The organism is Dactylosporangium sp. NPDC051541 (assembly GCF_044454505.1).
GTDB lineage: Bacteria > Actinomycetota > Actinomycetes > Mycobacteriales > Micromonosporaceae > Dactylosporangium.
This window is the reverse complement of record NZ_JBITDU010000007.1, coordinates 520,852-541,887: the sequence shown is the minus strand read 5'-3', so window position 1 is coordinate 541,887 and position 21,036 is coordinate 520,852. Positions and strand designations below refer to the sequence as shown.

Here is a 21,036-nt window from a genome sequence, read left to right as displayed (position 1 = left end):
GCCCGCGGCCTGGGGTGGCACCGGCCGCCAGGGCCGGCACAGCGAACAGCGCCGCCGTCACCGACGGCGGCGCTGTTCCGGATGACGTGGCTCAGCCGAACAGCAGCAGCTGCCACAGGTCGTACGACTGCACGCCGCGCCCGTGCGTGGCCGCGTAGAGCCGCAGCCCCGTCGGCCCGACCCGCAGCTCCATCGTCGTGGTCGTCGGCAGGTTGCGGCCGAGGACCTTCCAGCCGGTCCGGCCCGGCGGGCGGTAGAACACGCCGAGGTCGGTGCCGACGATCAGGCCGCCGCCCCAGCTGACCTTCACGGCGTTGGCCGGGATGTCGGGGAGGTCGGCGGAGATGTCGGTCCAGTGTGCGCCCGCGTCGCGGGACTCGAAGATGTGCCCGACGCCGGCGCCGGGGCCTTCGGTCCATTTGCGGGAGTACCCGTTCATGGCGACGAACACGTGGTCGGGGTTGGCCGGGTCGACGTCGAAGCCGGAGACGTACCGGTTGGGGATGACGCCGTCGACCGGCAGGGCCAGCTGGTGCCAGCCGGTGCCGTCGGCCCGGCCGACGGCGATGCCGCGGGTGAAGCCCTGGTTGTTGCAGGGGCCGCACCAGCCGACGTAGACCTGGCCGCCGGAGATGGCGACGCCGGTGGCGACGTGGCCGGCGCCGAGGTCGAACACGTTGATCCAGTCGGCGCCGGACTGGATGGCGAAGCCTTTGTGCTGGATCCACACGTGGGTGCCGCCGGCGACCCAGTCGTTGCCGCCGGCCGCGATCGGCGCGATGAACCGGGCGCCGGCCGAGCCGAGGGCGTTGTCGGGCGGGGCGATGTTGCGGCTGGAGACCTTCGACGGGTCCGTGGTCCAGGAGCCGTCGTTGACCGCGCAGTTGTTCGTCACGGACAGGGCCAGATACACGTATTCGGCCGCGATGTTGCACCCGTTGGCCGGGTCGACGATGGTGTCGCCGCCGTCGCCGCCGAAGTTGGAGCCCATGACCCGATCGCCGGGGCGCAGGATCGACTCGCCGTTGTCCTGCAGGCCGCCGCTGATCGCCACGCCGGGAGTGTGGCCCTGGCGGTCGGCGCCGACGCCGACGGAGTAGTACTGCAGCACGTCGATGGTGCCGTCATTGAGCGATGCCCAGTCGGTGGCGTGGCCGGTCGTGTCGGCGCGGCCGTTGACGGGCCGCCGGTAGATGCCGCCGTCGTCGCCGACGAGCAGGTAGGGCTGGCCGCCGTTGCTGCCGACCGCGGCCGCGTGCTGGTCGGCGTGGACGGTCTGGTGGCAGTCGCCGGTCTGCTTCGACGGGTCGATGCTCCAGCACGGGAACGGGAAGTTCCAGTACGGCCCCGGCGTCGTCCAGGTCGCGCCGGCGTCCTTGGTCTCGAAGACCTCCTCGAGGCCGAGGTACAGGTGCCGGGGGTCCTTGGGGTCGACCTGCAGGAACTGGTTGTACCAGGCCTGGACGCCGGGCATGTAGCCCGCGTCGGTGAGCGCCGAGCCGGACGCGGCGAGTTTGTGGTAGTCGGCGATCCGCGTCCACGGGCCGAACGGGGAGCCGTTGGCGGAGACGAACACGCCGTACAGGTTGCTGTCGGGATTCGTGTTGAGCATCTCCGGGGACTGCTCGATCGCGTAGTACTTCGAGCCGTCGGCGGAGCGGGTGAAGGTGACCGCGCCGACGTTGTCGGGGTCGCTGGCGATGGCCCCGGCCAGGGTGGTGCGCTGCCAGGCGCCGCCGACCTTGGTGTAGAAGCCGTTGTAGTCGTCGCCGCTGCGCCAGCCGATGGCGAGCACGACCTTCGACGGGTCGCGCGGGTCGATGGCGACGTCGTTGGCGATGTTCTTGTACGCCGCGTCGTCGTCGGCGGCGTCGGCCCCGCCCGGCAGGAACGACGGGTTCGGCGCGAACTCGAGGTGCCACGGCCCGGACAGGTTGCTGACCGAGTGCGTCCACACGCCGCGGCTGGTCGCCGCCCAGACGGTGTCGCCGCCGAAGCGCAGGGCCCGGATGGTGGTGTTCTCCAGCTCTGTGCCGCCGACCCGGTCGGAGCTGCGGAACTCGCCGTGGCGCGGGTCGGCCAGGACATACACGCCGGTGCCGACGAAGCTCGTCGCGCTGGTGTTGGCCTCGCCGGTGGCGAACCACAGCCGGCCGCGGCCGTCGAGGCGCAGGTCGCCGGTGGCCGGGGCGGGCAGCTTGTCGGAGATCGGCTGCCAGCGGCCGCCGCCGGTGGAGGAGCGCCACACGCCGCCGTTGGCCGAGCCGGCGTAGACGTAGCCGCGGTCGTCGGCGGCCATGCCGACCACCCGGCCGGTCACCCGGCCGGCCCCGCCCGAGGAGTTCGAGTTGATGTCGCGGTACCGCGGGTCGTCGGAGTTGTACGGCAGCGCCGTCTCGTCGTTCCACCGCCCGCCCGTGCGCGGCAGGGCCTGGAGTTGGGCCCAGGCCGCCGAGTAGGCACCGGGCGCGACGACTCCGGGTGCGCTGCGGGCTTCGTTCCACTGGTCGGCCTGCTCCATGATGTCGCTGGAGCCCTCTTCGTCGTCGTCGCCAGGAGCGAGACTCGCGACGGTGCCGGTGCGATGCGCGGTTGCCGCGCGGTCGGTGGCGTGCGCGGGCCGGGGTGCCCCCGGGGGTGCCGCGCCGGCGGGCAGCCCGCCGAGGATGAGAACCGTCGCCGACAACCCGGCGACCATGGACACACGTCGGTGCATTCTGGGCCCCAATGCCCGCCCCCTCCGTGACGAACGCCGGCCGGTCGACCGGCGCGTTCACGCCCGATCGTTCATCGCACCGACCGGCCGGGAAAGCGGGGCCGAACCCCGCGGAATCGAAGAAGGGTGACGGCAAGGGTTGATGGTGATCTATGAACAAACACCATCACGTCACACTGGATCGTCTGACGATTGGCGCCACGAAGGTGATGGTCAACGGGCGCTCCCGACGCCGCCGGAGTAGCGTGAGCCGCACGGAAGCCGTCCCACCCGAGGTGGTCGCGATGACGGAGCTGCGCCGGATGCAGCAGGACCTCATCGACGCCGAGGTGCGGACCAGCCGCCGCGATCTCCTGACGGTGTTCCACGATCGCCTGTCGGCCGAGCCGCAGACGCTCGTCGCCGACGACTTCATGGTGCTGGCCGACCGGCCGACGGTCCGCAGCGCGATCATCGTCGCCGCGGCCGGGGTCGCCGACGCCTGCGCCCTCTACGCGCGGGACCCGGGCACCCGGGTGCTGCGCATCGCCCGGCACCGCGGGCTGCCGGCCGAATACGTGGACGCGTTCGCGACCGTCGACGCGACCTGCCCGTCGGTGTGCGGGGCGGCCCTCGCCGGCGGGGCGCCGGTCGTCGTCGACGACGTCACCACGAGCCCGATCTTCGCGGGGCAGCCGACGCTCGACGTGACGCTCGCCGCCGGGTTCCGGGCCGCGCAGGCCTATCCGCTGCGCGACGGCGACCGCCGGGTCCTCGGCCTGCTGTCCCTGCTCTACCGCACCGCCGGCCGGCGGGGCAGGACCGCCTCGCGTCGGCGGCGGCCGCCGCGATGAGCCGGTCGCAGGCCCGCGGCACGTCCCCGCCGGCCCCGGTCGCGAGCAGTGTGGTCGCCCGCACCGCCGACGGCGTCGTCACGCTGACCGTGTGCGGCGCGCTCGACGCGAGCACCGCCCCCGGCTGCGCCCGCGTGCTCTGGCAGGTCCTGGCCGAGCTGGACCCGCACGAGGAGCTCGTGGTCGACCTGCGCGGGCTCGACGTCCTCGCGGTCGCGGGGGCCCGGCTGCTCATCGAGGCCACGCACGCCTGCCCGGTGCCGTGCACCGTGGTGACCGGGCCGAACCGGATGGCCCGGGCCGTGCTCCAGCGCCTCTCAGATTCATTGTACCGGTCGAAGCCATCGCACGAATCGTCGCGAATGCTGATTTTCCGGCCCTGAGCTGCGCCTACGCTCGGGTACCGTGCCTGATCTGCGTATGCGGGAGATCGCTGCCGAACAACAGGTCGTCGACCACGTCTACCGGCTCCTCGACGCGAAACGGGCCCAGGCGGGCGCGCTCGCGGGTGAGGGCCACCGCCGGGCCGCCGCCGGTCCGCTCACCGGGCTCGTGGAGCGCGACGCCATGGTCCATCGCGCCGCCGGGCAGCTGGCCGCCCTGGCCGCCGCGGAGGAGGGCCTGGTGTTCGGGCGTCTGGACTTCGATGACGGGGAGCAGTACCACATCGGAAGACTCGGCGTCCGCGACGGCCTGGAGCCTTTGCTCATCGATTGGCGCGCGCCGGCCGCCGAAGCCTTTTATCGGGCCACGCCCGGCGCTCCGTTGGGTGTCGCCCGGCGAAGGGTCATCATCTGCCGGGGCCAGCGGGTCCTCGACCTCGACGACGACGTGCTCGACCCGGACGCCGCCGAAGGGCTCCAGGTGCTCGGCGAGGGTGCCCTGCTGGCCGCGCTGCGCCGCTCCCGCGGGCCGCACATGCGCGACATCGTCACCACGATCCAGCACGAGCAGGACGCCGCGATCCGCGCCCCCGCCCGCGGCGTCACGGTCATCACCGGCGGCCCCGGCACCGGCAAGACGCAGGTGGCCCTGCACCGCGCCGCCTACCTGCTCTACACCGACCGCGCCCGCTTCACCGGCGGCCGCATCCTCGTCGTCGGCCCGTCGGCGGTCTTCACCGACTACATCGCCCGCGTCCTGCCGGCCCTCGGCGAGGACAGCGTCCACCTGCGCGCCCTGGGCGATCTCGTCGACGGCGTCTGCGCCACCCGCCGCGACCCGGCCGACATCGCCGCGGTCAAGGGCTCCGAGTCGATCCGGCCCGTGCTCGAGGACCTGATGTGGCAGGCATCGCCCGAGGCGCCGAAGCAACTGCGGCTGGTGTACTCCGGGCAGGTGCTCGTCCTGCGGGAGCCGGACCTGGCCGAGGCCCGCCGCCGGATCCGCGCCCGCTGCGAGCGCAACGGCACGTTGTTGAATGCTTCCCGCAAAACGGCGGCGGCGGTACTGCTCGGGACGCTGCGAACCCGCACCGTGACCGAGTTCGACGCCGAGGAGGTCGTCGCCCGCCCCGAGTTCCTGACGTTCCTGGACGCGTGGTGGCCGGTCCTGACCCCGGATGCGGTCCTGTCCTGGCGCTTCGGCCCGGACCGCTCCGTCGACGACATCCCGCTGCTGGACGAGCTGTCCGTCCTGCTGGGCGACCCGCCGGTGGCACCGAAGGCCCCGCCGCCGGAGTGGCAGCTGCGGGAGCTGAGCACCGGCACCCGCCTGGTCGAGACGTTCGTGCTGGCGTGCGGCCTGCGCGACGGCTGGGAACTGTACGCACCGGGCCTGGCCACCCCCATGGCCCTGGCCGGCCCCGGCATCGACAACGACGCCATCGGCGCCGCCCAACGCTGGGCCGAGGCCGTGATCCTCCGCGAGGGCCACCACGTGACCGGCTGGACCGACGGCTACGACCCGCACGGCGAGGAGGGCTACGTCCCCCTCCTGGCCGACCCGCTCCCGGCGCCCGAGCCGGACGACGGGCCCAGCGTCGAGGACCCATACCTCCACGTCATCCTCGACGAGGCCCAGGACCTGTCCCCGATGGAGTGCCGGATGATCGCCCGCCGCGCCGAGTACGCGTCGATGACGATCGTCGGCGACCTGGGCCAGGCCACCCACCCCCTGGCCGCCGGGTCCTGGCCGGCCCTCCTGGCCCGCCTGGGCAAACGCGAGGTCCGCACCCTGGATCTGCCGACGGGCTACCGGGTGCCACAGACGATCGCCGACTACGCCGCCCGCGCCCTCGCCCCCGGCATCGAACCGACCCGCTCCTACCGCCCCGGCGGCACCCTGACCATCCGCGAGGTCGACGATGTGCCGGCCGCGATCCACGCGGCTCTGGCCGACCTCCCGCCCGAAGCGACAACAGCCGTCATAGCCGCCGACGAGCAGGCCACAACGCTGCCGGGCCCCGTGATCCCGGTGAGCCTGGTGAAGGGCCTGGAGTACGACCACGTCATCCTCGTGGAACCGGCAGCCATCGTCGCCGCCGAACCCCGCGGCCGCAACCGCCTGTACGTAGCCCTGACCCGAGCCGTCGCCAGCCTGACCGTCCTGCACACCACCCCCCTCCCCCCGTTCCTGCGCTGACCCGAGCCTCAGCCGGCGTCCGTCGAAGTTTGACGATCGTCCCGGGCCGCGGCGAAAGTCCTCCGGCGGCCCGAACGGCGAGTAGCTTTTCCTGATGGCTCCCACCGACCCTTCCACGGTCCGTGCGGCTCTGGCGCAGGCTACCGCGCTGGAGCCGGCCGCCATCGCCGGCGACCCCGCCGCCGTGGAGCGAATGTTGCTGGACCGCTACCAACGGACGGGCCGACCGACGGATCTGGACGGCGTCATCGACGCCTTCGACGCATGTCTGGCCCGCACCCCAGCAGACGATCCCAATCGAGGGCGCCGCCTGTCGAACCTCGGTGTCGCGCAAAGCTACAGATTCCAGCAGGCATCGGATGCCGGCGCACTGGACGCTGCGATCGCGGCCCTCCGGCAGGCGGCGCTGCTCACCGCGGTCGAGGACGCCGCATACCCCCTCCGCCACGCGAACCTCGCCACCTCCCTGGAGCGGCGCTACGGGCTCGTGGGCGCCGTGGCTGACATCGGTGCCGCCGCGGCGGCTTGGCGATCGGCCGCCGGGGCGACCGGGATTTCGGATCCGAACCACGCGGTGCGTTGGGCTTACGCCGCGCGTGCCCGGCAATCCCTGTATGAGATCACCAGATCGGCGGCGGACATTGACGCGGCGGTGGAGGCCGCACGGCGGGCGCTGTCAACGACGCCGTCCGGGTCCTCGTCGACCGCCGAGCGCATGCACAGCGTTGCCGTCCTCCTGTGGAGCCGATACCTCCACGCCGGTGCACTGGTCGACCTCCATGAGGCCATCGATCTCGCTCAGCGGGCGGTGCGGACAGCCGGTGCGGGCAATCGCCGGTCGGCCGGCTACCTGACCACGCTGAGCCGGGCGTTGTCGACCCGATACGAACGCGTCGGAAGGCTGGCGGATCTCACTGCGGCGGTCGAGGCCGGTCGCGAAGCCGTCGCCCGCACCCCGGCCGGGGGTGCTGACTGGGCCGTGGGACTGTCGACGCTCGGCAGCGCGCTGCAGACGCGATACGGCCGGCTGGGCGACCCGGCCGACCTGGATGAGGCAGTGGACGCCCAGCGGCGCGCCGTCACGACGGCGACCAGCGGCCGGCCCGCTGATGCCGGTATCTGGTTGGCGCTGATGCGGTCGCTTCGGGTCCGGTTCGAGCGAACCGGGTCGACAGTGGATCTGGACCAGGCTGTCGACGCCGGGCGGCGCGCGGCCGAGGTCGTACCGCCGGACCATCCGGGGCGGGCGGACCTGCTATCCAGCCTCAGCGTCACACTCCAGACCAGGTTCGAGCGGACCGGGGCGACGACGGATCTGTCGACCGCCATCGAGACCGCCCAACAGGCCGTGGATTCCACGGACGCAAACCACCCGGAGCGAGACGCATACCTCTTGAGTCTTGCAACCGCGCTGTTGATCCGACATGAACGCACCGGCCGGCGCGCCGACCTCGATCGAGCGATTGAGGCCAGCCGGGGCGCGGTGCTCGCGTCCACAGCCGACCGGCCCGATCGGCTGGTCTGCCTGTCGACCGTGGCCGGAGCGCTCCTCGTCCGGTATGGACAGTTCACAGCGATGGCCGATCTGGACGCGGCGCTCGAAGCGATCCGCCGAGCCGCGGCCGAGTGCCCGCTCGACCACCCTGACCGCGCCGGCTTCCTGGCCACCATGAGCAGCGTCTTGCGGGAACGGTACCGGCGCAGCGCCGATGTGGCCGCTCTCGACGAGGCCGTCCACGTCCTGCGCGAAGCGCTGGCGGCGACCGCAGCCGACCACCCCGACCGGTCCACGTACCTGTACAACCTCGCGGATGCGCTGCTGGCGCGGGCTGTTCACAGCAGCGACGCGTCGGCCCTCGACCATGCGACGGACGCCGCCCGACAGAGCGTGCGGGCGATTCCGGCCGATCATCCGGCGCGTGCTGGCAGTCTCGCGACGCTGAGCTCCGTTCTGCTGTGCCAGCATGGACGAACCGGGAGCCGGACCGCCCTCGACGAAGCGATCGATCTGGCGCGTCAGGCGGTGGCGCACACGCCGGTCGACCATCCGGATCGCGCCGCGTACCTCGATCTGGTCGGCCAGTCGCTCTTCGCCCGGCATTTCGGCACCGGATCGGCCGACGACCTGGATGCGGCGGTGACCAGCTGGTCGGCCGCCATCGCGATGCCGATGGCAGCGACGGCGACGAGGATGGTGGCCGCCCGCCTGTCGGCCGACAGCCTCGCCTGGGCCCGGGGTCCGGCCGCGGCGATCGGCGCATACTCCGCCGCGCTCAACCTGCTGCCGCTGCTCGCGTGGCGCGGTATCGGCCGGGACGACCAGTATCACCTGCTCGAGACCTACGGCGCTACGCTCGCCGTCGACGGCGGGGCCTCGGCGGTCGCCGGTGACCGGGCCCGGCTCGCCGTTGAGCTGCTCGAACTGGGACGCAACGTGCTCTGGGCCCAGCTGCTGGACAGCCGGACCGATCTGGCCCGGCTCCAACGACATGCTCCGCGGCTGGCTGCGCGGTTGTCGGCCTGCCGTGCCGCCCTCGACCACTCGACCGCCGGCCCCGGCCACCTGTTCGCCGAGCTGCCGCTCCGCTGACCGGCGGTGGACGGGCGACCCGAGGTAGTACCGGCGTGGGTAGGGTGGCGGCGTGGGTGATGTGCAGGCGGTTGCCGGTCGCGTTGATGGGCTGCGCTACGTTGGCGGATACCTGGCCGATGGTGAGCAGGAGGCGTTGCTCGCCACCATCGACGGGCAGCCGTGGCGGGAGGATCTGCGGCGGCGGGTGCAGCATTACGGCTACCGCTACGACTACACGCGCAAGCGGGTCGACGCCGATCTCTTTCTCGGGCCGTTGCCCGAGTGGGCCGCGGCGCTGGGGCGGCGGCTGCACGACGACGGGTATGCGCCCGCCGTGCCGGATCAGATGATTGTCAACGAGTATCAGCCGGGGCAAGGGATCGCGGCCCACGTCGACTGCGTGCCGTGTTTCGGGGGGACCGTGCTGTCGGTGTCGCTCGGGTCGGCGTGCGTGCTCACCATGACGCTGCCCGCGCGTGACGGCCAGGAGGCGCGCCGTGAGGATGTGCTGCTCGAGGTCGGGAGCTTGTTCGTGCTCAGTGGGGCGGCGCGGTATGACTGGCGGCACGGGATCGCCGCCCGCAAGGGTGACCGGTGGGACGGGGTTGTGGTGCCGCGCGGGCGGCGGGTCTCGCTCACGTTCCGGACGGTACTGATCGATTAGCGCTCGCCGATCAAGCGCTTGCCGCCGGCCAGACGTAGGGCTCGTCCGGGTCGGCGTCCGGGAACAGCGGGCCGTAGAACGCGGGGTCCTTGCGGACCAGGGCCGAGCGGTGGCTGCGGTGCACGTCGTCGCGGCCCAGCCACACCGGCAGCGCGACGACCCGGGCGAGCTGTTCCTGGGTGCGGGCCGGGCCGTCGCGCGAGGCGATCAGGGTCGCCGCGACCGTGTCGGCGTGCCCGCGGGCGGTCCAGGCGTCGCACATCTCCAGGCCGTAGCGGACCAGGGCCTCCTCGCACCCGGCCCACATCTTCACCGCCGGATGGTGCCGCCAGCCGTAGCCGGGCACGACGAGGCCGCGCAGCACCTGCAGCGCCTCGACCCGCTGCTTGCCGAGCCGGCGCGGGTCGAGCACGCGGGCGCTGGCCGCGAAGTCCGGATACGGCAGGAACGTCTGCATGCCCCGCTCATACCCCGGGCCGCCGGGCTCAAGGGAGGTACTTGAAGCCGATCCCCCGCACGGTGACCAGGTGCCGCGGCGCCGCCGGGTCCGGTTCGATCTTGGCCCGGAGGCGCTTGATGTGCACGTTGAGCGTGTTGCTGTCGCCGGCCGCGCCCTCCCAGACGGTGTCCAGGAGCTGGTCGCGGGCCAGGGTCCGGCCGGGGTTGCGGACCAGGGCCTCGAGCAGCTGGAACTCCTTCAACGGCAGGTCGAGCGGGCGGCCCGTGATGCTGGCCGTGTGCGCGGCCGGGTCGAGGCGGACGGGGCCGGCGGTGATGACGGCCGGGCGGGCCCCGCGGCCGCGGCCCGAGCTGCGGCGCAGCACGGCGCGGACGCGGGCGACGAGCTCGCGCTGGCCGTAGGGGCGGGTCACGTAGTCGTCGGCGCCGAACTCCAGCGCGGCCACCTTGTCGTCCTCGGTGTCGCGGCCGCTCAGCACGATGATCCCGACCTTCGAGCGGGTCCGCAGCGCCCGGCACAGGCTCAGGCCGCCGTCGAGGAGCACCAGGTCGGCGCCGGACTCGTCGAACGTGCGCACGGCCTCACCGGCGGTGACCGCCACCCGGACCTCGAAGCCCTCGCCCCGCAGCAGGGTGGCGAGCGGGACGGCGGAGTGCGGGTCACCGTCGACGAGCAGCAGGCGGATCAACGCCCCGGCACCTCCCCCTGGTCTGCGGGCTCCATCGATCGCGACCGCTCACTATGCCAGGTGGCACCGAATCCGGTCGGCCGCCGTTCACTCTGTGGGAACGATGCCGCCCCGGCGCCCGGGATGGCAAGCTGACCGGATGGCGACGCTGGTGTCGGTCAACGTCGGGCGGCCGAAGGACGTGCCGTGGCAGGGCCGGACCATCTTCACCGGCGTCTGGAAACGCCCCGTCAGCGGCCCCGTCACGGCCCGGCGGCACAACCTCGACGGCGACGGGCAGGGCGACACCGCGGGGCACGGCGGCGAGCAGCGGGCCGTCCTCGTCTACCAGCTCGACTCCTACCGGCACTGGCACCACCGGCTCGGCCTCGCCCCGGACGACTACGGGCAGTTCGGCGAGAACCTGACCGTCGACGGCCTGCCCGACGCCGAGGTGTGCGTCGGCGACCGATACCGCATCGGCGAAGCCGAGTTCGAGGTCACCCAGCCCCGCGTGACCTGCTACCGCGTCGGGCTGCGGCTCGGTGTGCCGGAGATGGCGGCCCTGCTCGTCAGTCACCACCGCCCCGGCTTCTACATGCGCGTGCTGCGCGAGGGCCGCGTCCGGGCCGGCGACGCCATCGTCCGGATCGGGACGGGCCCCGGCACGCTGTCAATTGCCGAAGCCGATTCCCTGTTGTACCTCCCTGAGCCCGACCTCGCCAGAGTGCGCGTGGCCACGGGCATCGCCGCCCTGAGCCCGGGCTGGCAGGGCTCGTTCCGGGACATGCTGACCGCGGCCGCGACGCCACCGCCGGCGTGGACCGGGTTCCGGCCGCTGCGGGTGGCCGCGGTCGTGCCGGAGAACGCGTCGGTCACGTCGATCCGGCTGGCCGACCCGTCCGGCTCCGCGTTGCCGGTGGCGCGGCCCGGGCAGTACCTCACCCTGCGTCTGCCCGGCAACGGCCCGGTCCGCAGCTACTCGCTGTCCACGACGGGCGAGGACACCTACCGGATCACCGTCAAGCGGGAGGGCCCCGCCAGCCGCTACCTCACCGGCGACGTGCGCCCGGGCGCGTCGCTGGACACGGCCGCGCCCCGCGGCGACTTCTTCCTCGCCGACGGCGACGCCCCGGTCCTGCTGCTCTCGGCCGGCATCGGCCTCACCCCGGTCCTGGCGATGCTGCACCACCTGGCGGCCGCGCCGGCGAACCGCGAGGTCTGGTGGATTCACGCCGCCCGCAGCCCGGCCGAGCACCCGCTGCGGGCCGAGGCCCACGCGCTGGCCGCCGCGCTCAACGCCAGGGTGCACGTCTTCTACAGCGCGACGACGGGCCGCCTGACCGCCGCCCGGCTGGCCGAGCTGGCGCTGCCGTCCTGCGCCGACGCGTACGTCTGCGGCCCCGACGCGTTCATGGCCGACATGGGCACGGCGCTCGCCGCGGCCGGCCTGGACGCGGCCCGCATCCACACCGAGGCGTTCGCCGCCCGCGCGGCCGTCAACCCCGGCCTGGTGGCCCGGCCGGCCCGGCCCCCGCACGAGCCGGACGGCGAGCCGGGGACCGGCCCGCGCGTCACGTTCGCCCGCAGCGGCCTCACCGTCCCGTTCCCGGCCACCGGCAGCCTCCTCGACCTGGCCGACGCGTGCGACGTGCCGACCCGCTGGAGCTGCCGCACCGGCGTCTGCCACACCTGCGAGACCCCGCTGCTGTCGGGCGAGGTCACCTACTCCCCCGAGCCCCTGGAGCCCCCGGCCGCCGGCAACACCCTCGTCTGCTGTGCCCGCCCGGCGACGGACGTGGTGCTGGATCTCTGAGCCGAAATTCGGTGGCTCGCGCGGCCGGGTCGGCGCGACAATGCGGCCGGGCAGCGCGAGACCTGAAGGAGACAGCACCATGTCATCAGCAGTCCGTACTGCCGCCGGTGCGCTGCGCGGCCGGGTCGAGGCGGGCGTGACGGTGTTCCGCGGCATCCCGTTCGCCGCGCCGCCCGTCGGCGCCCTGCGCTTCGCCGCCCCGCGGCCCGCGGCCCCGTGGGACGGCGTGCGCGAGGCGTTCTCGTTCGGCCCGCCGCCCCCGCAGCCGGCGCCGTTCGGCCGCACCGAGACGGTGGCGGGCGACGACTGGCTCACGGTCAACGTGTGGACGGCGAGCCCCTCGCCGGACGCGGCGCGGCCGGTGATGGTCTGGATTCAGGGCGGCGGGTTCACGATCGGCAAGTCCGGCAACCCGGAGTACGACGGCGCCCGCCTGGCCCGCGAGGCCGGCGTCGTGGTGGTGACGTTCAACTACCGCGTCGGGTTCGAGGGCTTCGCCCAGATCGCCGGCGCGCCGGCCAACCGCGGACTGCTCGACCAGGTCGCCGCGCTCGAGTGGGTCCGCGACGAGATCCGCGCCTTCGGCGGCGACCCGGACCGGGTCACGGTCTTCGGCGAGTCGGCCGGCGCCAGCTCGGTCGCCTGCCTCCTGGCGATGCCCCGGGCCGCCGGGCTGTTCCAGCGGGCCATCGCGCAGAGCGTGCCCGGCGCCTTCTTCACACCGAAGCTCGCGGCCGACATCGCCGCCGCCTGCACCGCCGAGCTGGGCCTGGGCGCGACGGTCGCGCAGCTGGCCGACGTGGACCCGGAGCTGCTGGTCGAGGCCGCGATCGAGGTCGCCGGGAAGATGCCCGCGCGGGCCGCGCAGTGGGGCCGGGTGGGTCACCGCGCGGTGCAGTTCGCGCCGGTCATCGACGGCGACGTCCTGCCGGCGCACCCGTTCACGGCGATCGCCGCCGGTGCGAGCGGGCCCGTCGAGCTGATCGCCGGGCACACCCGCGACGAGCACCGCCTGTTCAGCGCCCTGACCGGCGTGCTCGGCCAGGTCACCGCCGAGCAGGCGGCCGAAGCACTGCGAATCTTCGCGCCCGGCCCGGACGGCGAGGCCCGCTACCGGGAGGCGTTCCCGGACGCGGCCCCGGAGCAGCTGTACGAGCTGGTCCACGGCGACTGGCTGTTCCGCATGCCGAGCCTGCGCCTCGCCGAGGCCCACGCGGCCGGTGGGGGCCGCACCTACCTCTACGAGCTGACCTGGGCCGCGCCGAGCCTCGGCGCGGCACACGGGCTCGACGTGCCCCTCGTCTTCGGCAACCTCGAGGGCAACCAGCCCGCCATGCTCTTCGGCGACGCCGGGGCCGACGCCGAGGCGCTGTCCGAGCAGCTGCGCACCGCCTGGACGGCGTTCGCCGTCACCGGCGACCCGGGCTGGCCGCAGTACGACGCGGAGCAGCGCCGCACGCGGCTGTTCGACATCACACCGGAGGTCGCCGCCTACCCGGAGGAGGCGTCCCGGCGCATCTGGCAGGACTACGCGTTCCCGGCGCTGCCACTGATCGAGTAGGAGCCGGTCAGCCGGGCCTCGAGCTCGGCCGGCGGGAGCGGGCGGGCGTAGTGGTAGCCCTGGGCGTTGCGGTAGCCGAGCAGCGTCAGCTCGGTCGCCTGGGCCTCGTTCTCGATGCCCTCGGCGACCGTGTCCATGTGCAGGATCTGGCTGAGGCGGATGACGGCCTCGGCGACCGCGGCGCCCTCCCGCTCGCCGTTGAGCTCGTTGACGAAGCAGCGGTCGAGCTTGAGGATGTCGACCGGGAGGCGGGTGAGGTACCGCAGCGACGAATACCCGGTGCCGAAGTCGTCCAGGGCGATCCGGACCCCGTGCGTGCGCAGCTCCTCCAGCTGCGGGACGGCGGACCGGTCGTCGACGAGCGCGCTCTCGGTGATCTCCAGGACGAGGTCGCGCGGGTCGTAGCCGACGCTGTCCAGGACCGCGAGGACGTCGGCGGCGAGCGTCCGGCGCTCCAGCTGGACCGGTGACAGGTTGACGCTGACGTACAGCCGGCGCCCCGGCGGCAGCGCGGCCTGCCACTGCCCCACCTGGCGGCAGGCCTCGCGCAGCACCCAGGCGCCGATGGCGTTGATGAGGCCGGTGCGCTCGGCGGCGGGGATGAACCGGTCCGGGCCGAGCAGCCCGTGCACCGGGTGCTGCCAGCGCACGAGGGACTCCACGGCGATGAGCTCGCCGGTGGCCAGGGCCACGATCGGCTGGTACATCAAGCGCAGCTGCCCTTCCGGCACGGCCCGCGTCAGGTCCTCGGCGAGGGCGGCGGCGGCCCGGTCGGCCTCCTCGGCCTCGGCCGAGTACAGCACCCAGCCGAGGGTGCCGCTACGCTTCGCCGCGTACATCGCGAGGTCGGCCCGGTGCGGCAGGTCGGGGGCGTCGGCCGCGCTGTCGGCGCAGGCAATGCCGATGCTCACCCGCAGGTGCAGGGTGTTGCCGCCGATGAGCAGCGGCGTGCGGCAGGCGGCCAGGATCCGTTCGGCGACGGCGATCGCGTCCTCGCCGCGGCGCAGCTGCGGGAGCAGGACGGCGAACTCGTCGCCGCCGAGGCGGGCCGCGACGTCGCCGGTGCGCAGGGTGCGGCGCAGGATCTCGGCGAACGCGACAAGCATCCGGTCACCGACCACGTGCCCGTAGTCGTCGTTGACCTGCTTGAACCCGTTGAGGTCGAGGACCAGGGCGGCGATCGGCAGGCCGGTGCGCCGCTGCCGGTCGGCCGCGGCCCGCAGGGCGATGCGCAGCTCGCGGCGGTTGGCGAGGCCGGTGAGGCTGTCGGTGACGCCGAGGGTGTAGCTCTCCCGGGCCGCGATGAACTGCCGGGCCGCGACGCCGCCGGTCATGACGAGCGCGCCGACGACCAGGCCGACCCAGGGGTGCAGGCCGGTCTTGACCGCGGCCACGAGGAGCAGGGCGTAGCCGCCGGCGAGGGCGGCGTAGGGCAGCCAGGCGGTGGCGGGCAGCGGCCGGTCGGCGGTGGCCCCGGCCGCGGCGGGCCCGGGCCGGACGACGGCCGCCAGCAGGATCAGCAGGACCGGCAGGTGCAGCGCGGCCGGGGCCAGCACGTCCGGGCCGGTGCCGTGCACCGTCTGGTAGAGAAAGACCGTGTCGACGACGAGGTAGCCGACGGTCCCGGCCAGCATCAGCGCCAGCGGGGCCCGGGCGGCCGGGGCGGGGCCGCGCAGGAGCACGCTGCTGACGCCGACGATCAGCACGAGGTCGCCGAACGCGAACAGCACCGCGCCCAGCCGCAGCGGCTCGAACAGGCCGCCGGCGCTCAGGACCGGGCCGAGCACCAGATACCACATCAGCATCACGCTCGCGCCGAGCACGGTGGCCATGTCCATGGCGAGCTTCCAGCGGGCGGGCCGGTCCAGGGTCGCGGCCGCCATCGCCAGCAGCCCGGCCAGCAGCACCGGCACGACCAGCAGGCGCGGGACGACGGCGAGGACGGTCGCCGGGCCCCAGCCCTTGTGCCCGGTCCCGAACGCGACCGAGAAGCCGATCCCGGCCACGACCAGCAGGGCCAGGGCCGCGCCGGTGAACCGGTACGGCCGGCGGGCCGCCGGGGGCCGGCGGGAGCTGGTGCCCGCGCGGACGTGCAGTGCCAGCGCGACGAGCTCCAGGGCGCACAGTGAGATGCCCGCGACCTCGGTGCTATTCATGGCCGCAAACATCGGAACGCGCGCGGCCGAGTTGAGCTTTGCCATGATGATCGGCATGCGCTTCGACTACGCACCCTGGCGGTTCTGGTCCGAGTCTTCGCCGGTCGAGCGGGAGCGGCAGCTCGCATACCAGGAGGAGCTGCGCGGCCGCGGGCATCGCATCGGCGAACGGTGCTTCGTCTCCGAGGTGGCGTCGGTCGACAACGAGGTGCTCGAACTCGGCGACGGCGGCTATGTCGCCGCGTACGCCTACGTCAGCGACTCGGTGCGGGCCGGCCGGGACTGCTCGATCAACCCGTACGCGGTCGTGCGCGGGACGGTCGAGCTGGGCGACGCGGTGCGCATAGGGGCGCACGCCTCGCTGCTCGGGTTCAACCACGGGTTCGAGGACCCGGACGTGGAGGTGTTCCGGCAGCCGATGAGCAGCCGGGGCATCCGGATCGGCGATGACGTGTGGATCGGATCCCATGTCGTCGTGCTGGACGGGGTTACCGTCGGTGACAAGGCGGTCCTGGCCGCCGGGGCGGTCGTCACGCGCGATGTGCCGGCGGGTGCCGTCGTCGGCGGGAATCCGGCCAAGGTGATCAAGTGGCGGGTGCGGCCGGCGAGGGATGACCTGTCGGCGTTCGGGGATCGGGCGCGGGCTCAGGCTGTACCACTGCTGCGTCGTTGTTTTTCGGAAGGGTCGTTCGTCGACACGCCCGGTGCCGCGCCCACCGTGCGGGCGCAGTGTGACGCGGTCGAGATCGCCGATCTGCTCCTCGGGGGCGCGCCGCCGCAACTGCCGGCCGAGGTGCAGGTCGAGCGGCTGCGGGCGGTGCCGTTCGAGGTCGCCGACTACCACGTGCTGTGTGTCGGCTACGCGCTTGAGCTGCTCGGCAGCCGGCTCCCCGGGCCGATCCGGATCGTCGCGGAGGCCGAGCCGGCACAGGTCATGGCCGGTCTGGCCGCGCAGCCCTGGGCCGAGAACCCCTGGACGGCCGGGGACTGGGTGGACGTGCGGGCCACCGCGATGTATCGCAACCGGCTCCTCGGCGAGCCAGGGCGGCCGGGGGCGTTCGAGGCGCTCCTCGGGTGGCTGCTGAGCAACGCCGACCCGCGCACCGGCATGTGGGGCACCGCCCCGCACGACGACCGGCGGCTGCTGGTCAACGGCTTCTACCGGGCCTCGCGCGGCACGTTCGCGCAGTTCGGGCTGCCCCTGCCCTACCCGGAGCGGGTGGTGGACACGGTACTGGCCCACGCGCGCGACCCCCGGATCGTCCGTCGGGACCGGCAGAACGCGTGCAACATCCTCGATATCGCGCACCCCCTCTGGCTCACCCGGTCGCTGGGCTACCGCAGCGCCGAAGTGGAAGCACTCGCCCGCACCCTGCTGCGCGACGCGCTCGGCCACTGGTCCGGCGGCTTCGGCTTCAGCGCGGGCGCGGAGCCCGGTCTGCAGGGCACCGAGATGTGGCTGGCCATCGTCTGGCTGCTGGCCGATCTGGTCGATGCGTCAGACCAGCTCGGCTACCGCCCGCGTGGCGTGCACCGCCCGGAGCCCGCCCCCGCATCATAACGCACAGTAGTTGCCCGATTGCCGTTTCGCTTTGGCACAGCCGTTGTGCCACCAAGGCTTGTCTGTGTGCCATATGTGTGCCACGATGGCACACATGGATCTGACGGCACACGTGCACCACCTCGGCCGCGAGTTCGCCGGCCTGGCCGAAGCCGGCGGCGAGGAGTCGCGTGCGCTGGTCGAGCGCCTGACCGGGGCGCTGGACTCGGCGATCCGGATGACGCTGCTGGAGACGCTGTCGGCGGCCGCCGACGAGATCACCCGGGACCTGGCTCCCGGCTCCGTCGAACTGCGCCTCCGCGGACGCGACCCCAGCTTCGTCGTCACCCCGCCACCGGCCGAGCCGGCCGCGCCCGCGAACGACACCGCGCCGGACCCGTCCGACAGCGAACCGCTGCCCGGCGAGGACGGTCCGGCCGCCCGGATCAACGTGCGCCTGCCCGAGCAGCTCAAAGCCGCCATCGAGGAGGCCGCGGCCCGCGAGGGCCGGTCGGTCAACGCCTGGCTGGCCCGGGCCGCGGCCGCGGCACTGCAACGCGACCAGCGCCCCGGACCGGCGGCCGGCCCGACCCGGACGCCGCAGCGGTTCTCCGGCTGGGTCCGCTGACACCCACCCACCCACCTCCCGAAGCGAGGACGATCATGCCCACGTACGAAACGCCCGAACCCATCACCATCAGCCTCGAGCTCGCCGTCGGCCATGTGCGTATCGCCGCCGCCCCCGACCGCACCACCACCAACGTCGAGATCCGCCCGACCGACCCCGGCGAACGCTCCGACGTCGAGGCGGCCGGGCTGGTGCGGGTCGACCACACCGGCGGCGAGCTGCGGATCACCGGCCCGAAGTCGCGGATGTTCGACTTCTCCCGCACGACCCGCTCGGTCGACGTCGTCGTCGAGGTGCCCAGCGGCTCCGGGGTGACCGGCAAGCTCGAGCTCGGCGACTACCGGTTCACCGGGCGGCTCGGCGACTGCCGGCTCAAGACCGGCCTCGGCAACGTCTGGGTCGAGCAGACCGGCGCCCTGCGCGTCGACTCGGGCGCCGGGGACGTCACCGCGCTCGACGTCGCCGGCGATGCCGAGATCGCCACCGGGACCGGCAAGGTGCAGCTCGGCGCCGTGCAGGGGGCCGCGGTCGTCAAGAACTCCAACGGCGAGTCCACGGTCGACGCCGTCTCCGGTGACGTGCGCATCCGCAACGCCAACGGCAGCATCGCGGTCGGCCGGGCCGGCTCCGGCGTGGACGCGAAGACCGCGCTCGGCAACGTGCGCCTGGGCGCGGTCATCCGGGGCTCGGTCGTCACCGAGAGCGCGCTGGGCGACCTGGACATCGGCATCGCCGACGGCTCCGCCGCCTGGCTGGAAGTCAACACCGGCTTCGGCCACGTCCGCAACGAACTGCACAACGCCACCCGCCCCGAGCCGACCGACGAGACCGTCCAGGTCCGCGGCCGCACCTCGTACGGGGACATCACCATCCGCCGCTCCTGAACCTCAGGGGTGCGCCCGGCGGCGGCGCTGCAGCAGCAGGCCCCCGGCCGTGAGGACGACGAGGGTGCCCAAGGCCGCCCATAGCGGCCAGGCCCCGGGCTGCCAGCCGTACGCGCCGACCGTCACGTAGGCCGCGGTCGCCGGCAGGATGCCGATCGCGGTCCCGACCAGGAAGTCCCGCAGCCGCACACTGGTCACCCCGGCCACGTAGTTGACCGCGGTGAACGGCACCACCGGGATCAGCCGGGCGACCAGGATCGCCCGCACGCCGTGCCTGGCCAGCACCGCGTCGACCGCCTCCAGGCGGCCACCGGCCAGCCACCGCACGGCGTCCCGGCCCAGCAACCGCCCCAGGTAGAGCGCCATGACCGCCCCGAGCAGCGCACCGACGACCACCGCGACCAGCCCGCCGGCGATCCCGAACAACGCCCCCGCGGCCAGGGTGAACACGGTCTTCGGCAGCGGCGACAGGCACACCACCCCATACAGCCCGGCGAACGCCGCCGGCGCCCACCAGCCGAGCGCGTCGGCCCAGGCCCGCAGCTCGTCCCGCCCCGGCAGCCCGACGAACACCGCGACCGCGACCACCCCGCCGACGAGGACGACGAGCCCGGCCAGTCGCAACAGCCGGGCTCCACGCGTCATGATTCACATCATGCCCGACCCGCGGGCCCGCAGCTGACTCGCCGCCGGCTCGCGGTGGTAGGGCTGGCCCGGCCCCGAGTCCGGGGGTCAGCAGGTCTGTGCTCGCCGGGGCCGTCCGGGAGGCTGACGGACATGTCGATCTCTCGCCGCGCCGTGCTCGGCGCCGCACTCATCCCGTTCCTGGGCCACGGCCGCTCCGCGGACCCCGGGGACCTGATAGCCCTGCGCCGGGACCTGCACGCCCACCCCGAGCTCGCCGGGCAGGAGGTGTACACGGCCGGCGTCGTCGCGCAGCGGCTGCGGGCGGCCGGCCTCGACGTGGCGACCGGCATCGGCGGCCACGGTGTCGTCGGCGTGCTGCACGGCGCCCGCAGCGGCCGGACCGTCGCCTACCGGGCCGAGCTGGATGCGGTACCCCCGGAGGCTCAGATCAACGGCGGGCCCGACACGGCCCATGTCTGCGGGCACGACATCCACACCACCGTCGGCGTCGGCGTGGCCGAGGCCCTGGCGCGCCGCCGCCGTGTCCTCGCGGGCACGTTCGTGTTCGTGTTCCAGCCGGGCGAGGAGGCGCTGACCGGCGCGACGGCGATGATCGCCGATCACCTTCTCGACCGTACCCGGCCGGCCGAGATCCACGCGCTGCACTGCATGGCGTACCCGGTCGGCACCCTGGCCGTCCTGCCCGGCTACGGCCTGCCCGGCCAGGACCACGCCACCATCACCGCGGCCGACCCCGAGACCGCGCGGGCCCTGGCCGACGCGGTCAACGCGCTCGGCACCGTCGCCGCGCTGCGCAGCCCCGACCAGATCAAGCAGCTCGTGCTCGACCTGCGGATCGAGCACGGCCCCCTCGCGCAGTTCGTGTACATGACCGCGGCCGCGACCGGCTCGCAGGTGCGGGTGGCGTACCGCTGCTGGCCGCAGCGGCGCTACACCGCCGTCCGGCAGCAGATCGAGCGGCTCGCGGGGGCCGCCGCGGTCACCTACCCCGGCGCCCCGTTCCCGGCCGTCGTCAACGACGAACGCCTCGCCCTCGACGCCGCCCGGTCGCTGCCCGGCGACGTGCTGCGGCTGCACGCCTCCGTCCCCTTCAACGGCGACGACTTCGCCGTGTTCCTCGACAGACTGCCAGGGACATACAGCTTCCTGGGGGTACAGCGGCCACGCGCGTCGATCGAGACGAGCTACCCGCACTTCGGCGGCTTCGACCCGGACGAGCGGGCCATCGCGCACGGCGTCCGGGCGATGTCGGCCTGGCTCGCGCATCGGGGTAGGGCTGACCTCTCCGGGTAAAGGGGGTGCTACGGG

At 73.7% G+C, this 21,036-nt stretch carries 16 protein-coding genes; 11 read left to right on the top strand and 5 right to left on the bottom strand.

Annotation, left to right across the window (positions count from 1 at the left end; genetic code table 11):
* Positions 1 to 91: 91 nt before the first annotated feature.
* The gene (locus ACIA8L_RS31610) at positions 92 to 2,698 is read right to left on the bottom strand and encodes a glycosyl hydrolase (RefSeq protein ID WP_395910239.1); all 2,607 of its coding nucleotides are present in this window, start codon (positions 2,696 to 2,698) and stop codon (positions 92 to 94) included.
* Positions 2,699 to 3,000: 302 nt separating this feature from the next.
* Between ACIA8L_RS31610 and ACIA8L_RS31605 the strand changes: the two genes are divergently transcribed.
* From ACIA8L_RS31605 to ACIA8L_RS31585, 5 genes are all read left to right on the top strand, one after another.
* Positions 3,001 to 3,549, top strand: coding sequence for a GAF domain-containing protein (locus ACIA8L_RS31605; RefSeq protein ID WP_395910238.1), 549 nt, complete (start codon positions 3,001 to 3,003; stop codon positions 3,547 to 3,549).
* Complete coding sequence (locus tag ACIA8L_RS31600; protein WP_395910237.1) at positions 3,546 to 3,932, top strand: STAS domain-containing protein; 387 nt, start codon at positions 3,546 to 3,548, stop codon at positions 3,930 to 3,932. The genes ACIA8L_RS31605 and ACIA8L_RS31600 overlap by 4 nt, the downstream gene beginning before the upstream one ends.
* Before the next feature lie 22 nt (positions 3,933 to 3,954).
* Complete coding sequence (locus ACIA8L_RS31595) at positions 3,955 to 6,132, top strand: HelD family protein (RefSeq protein WP_395910236.1); 2,178 nt, start codon at positions 3,955 to 3,957, stop codon at positions 6,130 to 6,132.
* A gap of 94 nt (positions 6,133 to 6,226) precedes the next feature.
* Complete coding sequence (locus tag ACIA8L_RS31590; RefSeq protein WP_395910235.1) at positions 6,227 to 8,722, top strand: tetratricopeptide repeat protein; 2,496 nt, start codon at positions 6,227 to 6,229, stop codon at positions 8,720 to 8,722.
* Positions 8,723 to 8,774: 52 nt separating this feature from the next.
* Positions 8,775 to 9,368 carry an alpha-ketoglutarate-dependent dioxygenase AlkB gene (locus ACIA8L_RS31585; protein WP_395910234.1) on the top strand — a complete coding sequence of 198 codons (594 nt, stop codon included), beginning with the start codon at positions 8,775 to 8,777 and terminating at the stop codon, positions 9,366 to 9,368.
* 10 nt (positions 9,369 to 9,378) lie between these two features.
* Here the strand turns inward: ACIA8L_RS31585 and ACIA8L_RS31580 are convergent, their stop codons facing one another.
* Positions 9,379 to 9,825, bottom strand: coding sequence for an MSMEG_6728 family protein (locus ACIA8L_RS31580; protein ID WP_395910233.1), 447 nt, complete (start codon positions 9,823 to 9,825; stop codon positions 9,379 to 9,381).
* A 28-nt stretch (positions 9,826 to 9,853) separates the two neighbouring features.
* On the bottom strand, positions 9,854 to 10,516 hold the full coding sequence (locus ACIA8L_RS31575) for a response regulator transcription factor (RefSeq protein ID WP_395910232.1): 663 nt from the start codon (positions 10,514 to 10,516) through the stop codon (positions 9,854 to 9,856).
* A gap of 139 nt (positions 10,517 to 10,655) precedes the next feature.
* Between ACIA8L_RS31575 and ACIA8L_RS31570 the strand changes: the two genes are divergently transcribed.
* A complete protein-coding gene (locus tag ACIA8L_RS31570) occupies positions 10,656 to 12,311 on the top strand; it encodes an MOSC domain-containing protein (protein WP_395910231.1) in 1,656 nt (551 codons plus the stop codon).
* 79 nt (positions 12,312 to 12,390) lie between these two features.
* Entirely contained in the window at positions 12,391 to 13,872 is a 1,482-nt protein-coding gene (locus ACIA8L_RS31565) for a carboxylesterase/lipase family protein (protein WP_395910230.1), read from the top strand.
* Here the strand turns inward: ACIA8L_RS31565 and ACIA8L_RS31560 are convergent.
* Positions 13,839 to 16,028 carry a putative bifunctional diguanylate cyclase/phosphodiesterase gene (locus tag ACIA8L_RS31560; RefSeq protein WP_395910229.1) on the bottom strand — a complete coding sequence of 730 codons (2,190 nt, stop codon included), beginning with the start codon at positions 16,026 to 16,028 and terminating at the stop codon, positions 13,839 to 13,841. The genes ACIA8L_RS31565 and ACIA8L_RS31560 overlap by 34 nt on opposite strands.
* Before the next feature lie 55 nt (positions 16,029 to 16,083).
* Between ACIA8L_RS31560 and ACIA8L_RS31555 the strand changes: the two genes are divergently transcribed.
* The 3 genes from ACIA8L_RS31555 (at position 16,084) to ACIA8L_RS31545 (ending at position 19,080) form a co-directional block, all read left to right on the top strand.
* The gene (locus tag ACIA8L_RS31555) at positions 16,084 to 17,589 is read left to right on the top strand and encodes an acyltransferase (protein WP_395910228.1); all 1,506 of its coding nucleotides are present in this window, start codon (positions 16,084 to 16,086) and stop codon (positions 17,587 to 17,589) included.
* A gap of 94 nt (positions 17,590 to 17,683) precedes the next feature.
* The gene (locus tag ACIA8L_RS31550) at positions 17,684 to 18,196 is read left to right on the top strand and encodes a YlcI/YnfO family protein (protein ID WP_395910227.1); all 513 of its coding nucleotides are present in this window, start codon (positions 17,684 to 17,686) and stop codon (positions 18,194 to 18,196) included.
* Positions 18,197 to 18,231: 35 nt separating this feature from the next.
* Positions 18,232 to 19,080 (top strand): DUF4097 family beta strand repeat-containing protein, encoded by an 849-nt coding sequence (locus ACIA8L_RS31545; RefSeq protein WP_395910226.1) that lies wholly within the window; start codon positions 18,232 to 18,234, stop codon positions 19,078 to 19,080.
* A gap of 3 nt (positions 19,081 to 19,083) precedes the next feature.
* Here the strand turns inward: ACIA8L_RS31545 and ACIA8L_RS31540 are convergent, their stop codons facing one another.
* A complete protein-coding gene (locus tag ACIA8L_RS31540; protein WP_395910225.1) occupies positions 19,084 to 19,725 on the bottom strand; it encodes a TVP38/TMEM64 family protein in 642 nt (213 codons plus the stop codon).
* A gap of 132 nt (positions 19,726 to 19,857) precedes the next feature.
* On the opposite strand from ACIA8L_RS31540, the gene ACIA8L_RS31535 reads away from it, so the two are divergent.
* Positions 19,858 to 21,021, top strand: coding sequence for a M20 family metallopeptidase (locus ACIA8L_RS31535; RefSeq protein ID WP_395910224.1), 1,164 nt, complete (start codon positions 19,858 to 19,860; stop codon positions 21,019 to 21,021).
* Positions 21,022 to 21,036 lie beyond the last annotated feature (15 nt).

What these genes read in the sequence shown, in the direction of transcription:
- ACIA8L_RS31610 (WP_395910239.1), bottom strand. Translation starts at nt 2,698, where the DNA reads ATGGTCGCCGGGTTGTCGGCGACGGTTCTCATCCTCGGCGGGCTGCCC.
- ACIA8L_RS31605 (WP_395910238.1), top strand. Translation starts at nt 3,001, where the DNA reads ATGACGGAGCTGCGCCGGATGCAGCAGGACCTCATCGACGCCGAGGTG.
- ACIA8L_RS31600 (WP_395910237.1), top strand. Translation starts at nt 3,546, where the DNA reads ATGAGCCGGTCGCAGGCCCGCGGCACGTCCCCGCCGGCCCCGGTCGCG.
- ACIA8L_RS31590 (WP_395910235.1), top strand. Translation starts at nt 6,227, where the DNA reads ATGGCTCCCACCGACCCTTCCACGGTCCGTGCGGCTCTGGCGCAGGCT.
- ACIA8L_RS31580 (WP_395910233.1), bottom strand. Translation starts at nt 9,825, where the DNA reads ATGCAGACGTTCCTGCCGTATCCGGACTTCGCGGCCAGCGCCCGCGTG.
- ACIA8L_RS31570 (WP_395910231.1), top strand. Translation starts at nt 10,656, where the DNA reads ATGGCGACGCTGGTGTCGGTCAACGTCGGGCGGCCGAAGGACGTGCCG.
- ACIA8L_RS31565 (WP_395910230.1), top strand. Translation starts at nt 12,391, where the DNA reads ATGTCATCAGCAGTCCGTACTGCCGCCGGTGCGCTGCGCGGCCGGGTC.
- ACIA8L_RS31560 (WP_395910229.1), bottom strand. Translation starts at nt 16,028, where the DNA reads ATGAATAGCACCGAGGTCGCGGGCATCTCACTGTGCGCCCTGGAGCTC.
- ACIA8L_RS31555 (WP_395910228.1), top strand. Translation starts at nt 16,084, where the DNA reads ATGCGCTTCGACTACGCACCCTGGCGGTTCTGGTCCGAGTCTTCGCCG.
- ACIA8L_RS31550 (WP_395910227.1), top strand. Translation starts at nt 17,684, where the DNA reads ATGGATCTGACGGCACACGTGCACCACCTCGGCCGCGAGTTCGCCGGC.
- ACIA8L_RS31545 (WP_395910226.1), top strand. Translation starts at nt 18,232, where the DNA reads ATGCCCACGTACGAAACGCCCGAACCCATCACCATCAGCCTCGAGCTC.
- ACIA8L_RS31540 (WP_395910225.1), bottom strand. Translation starts at nt 19,725, where the DNA reads ATGACGCGTGGAGCCCGGCTGTTGCGACTGGCCGGGCTCGTCGTCCTC.
- ACIA8L_RS31535 (WP_395910224.1), top strand. Translation starts at nt 19,858, where the DNA reads ATGTCGATCTCTCGCCGCGCCGTGCTCGGCGCCGCACTCATCCCGTTC.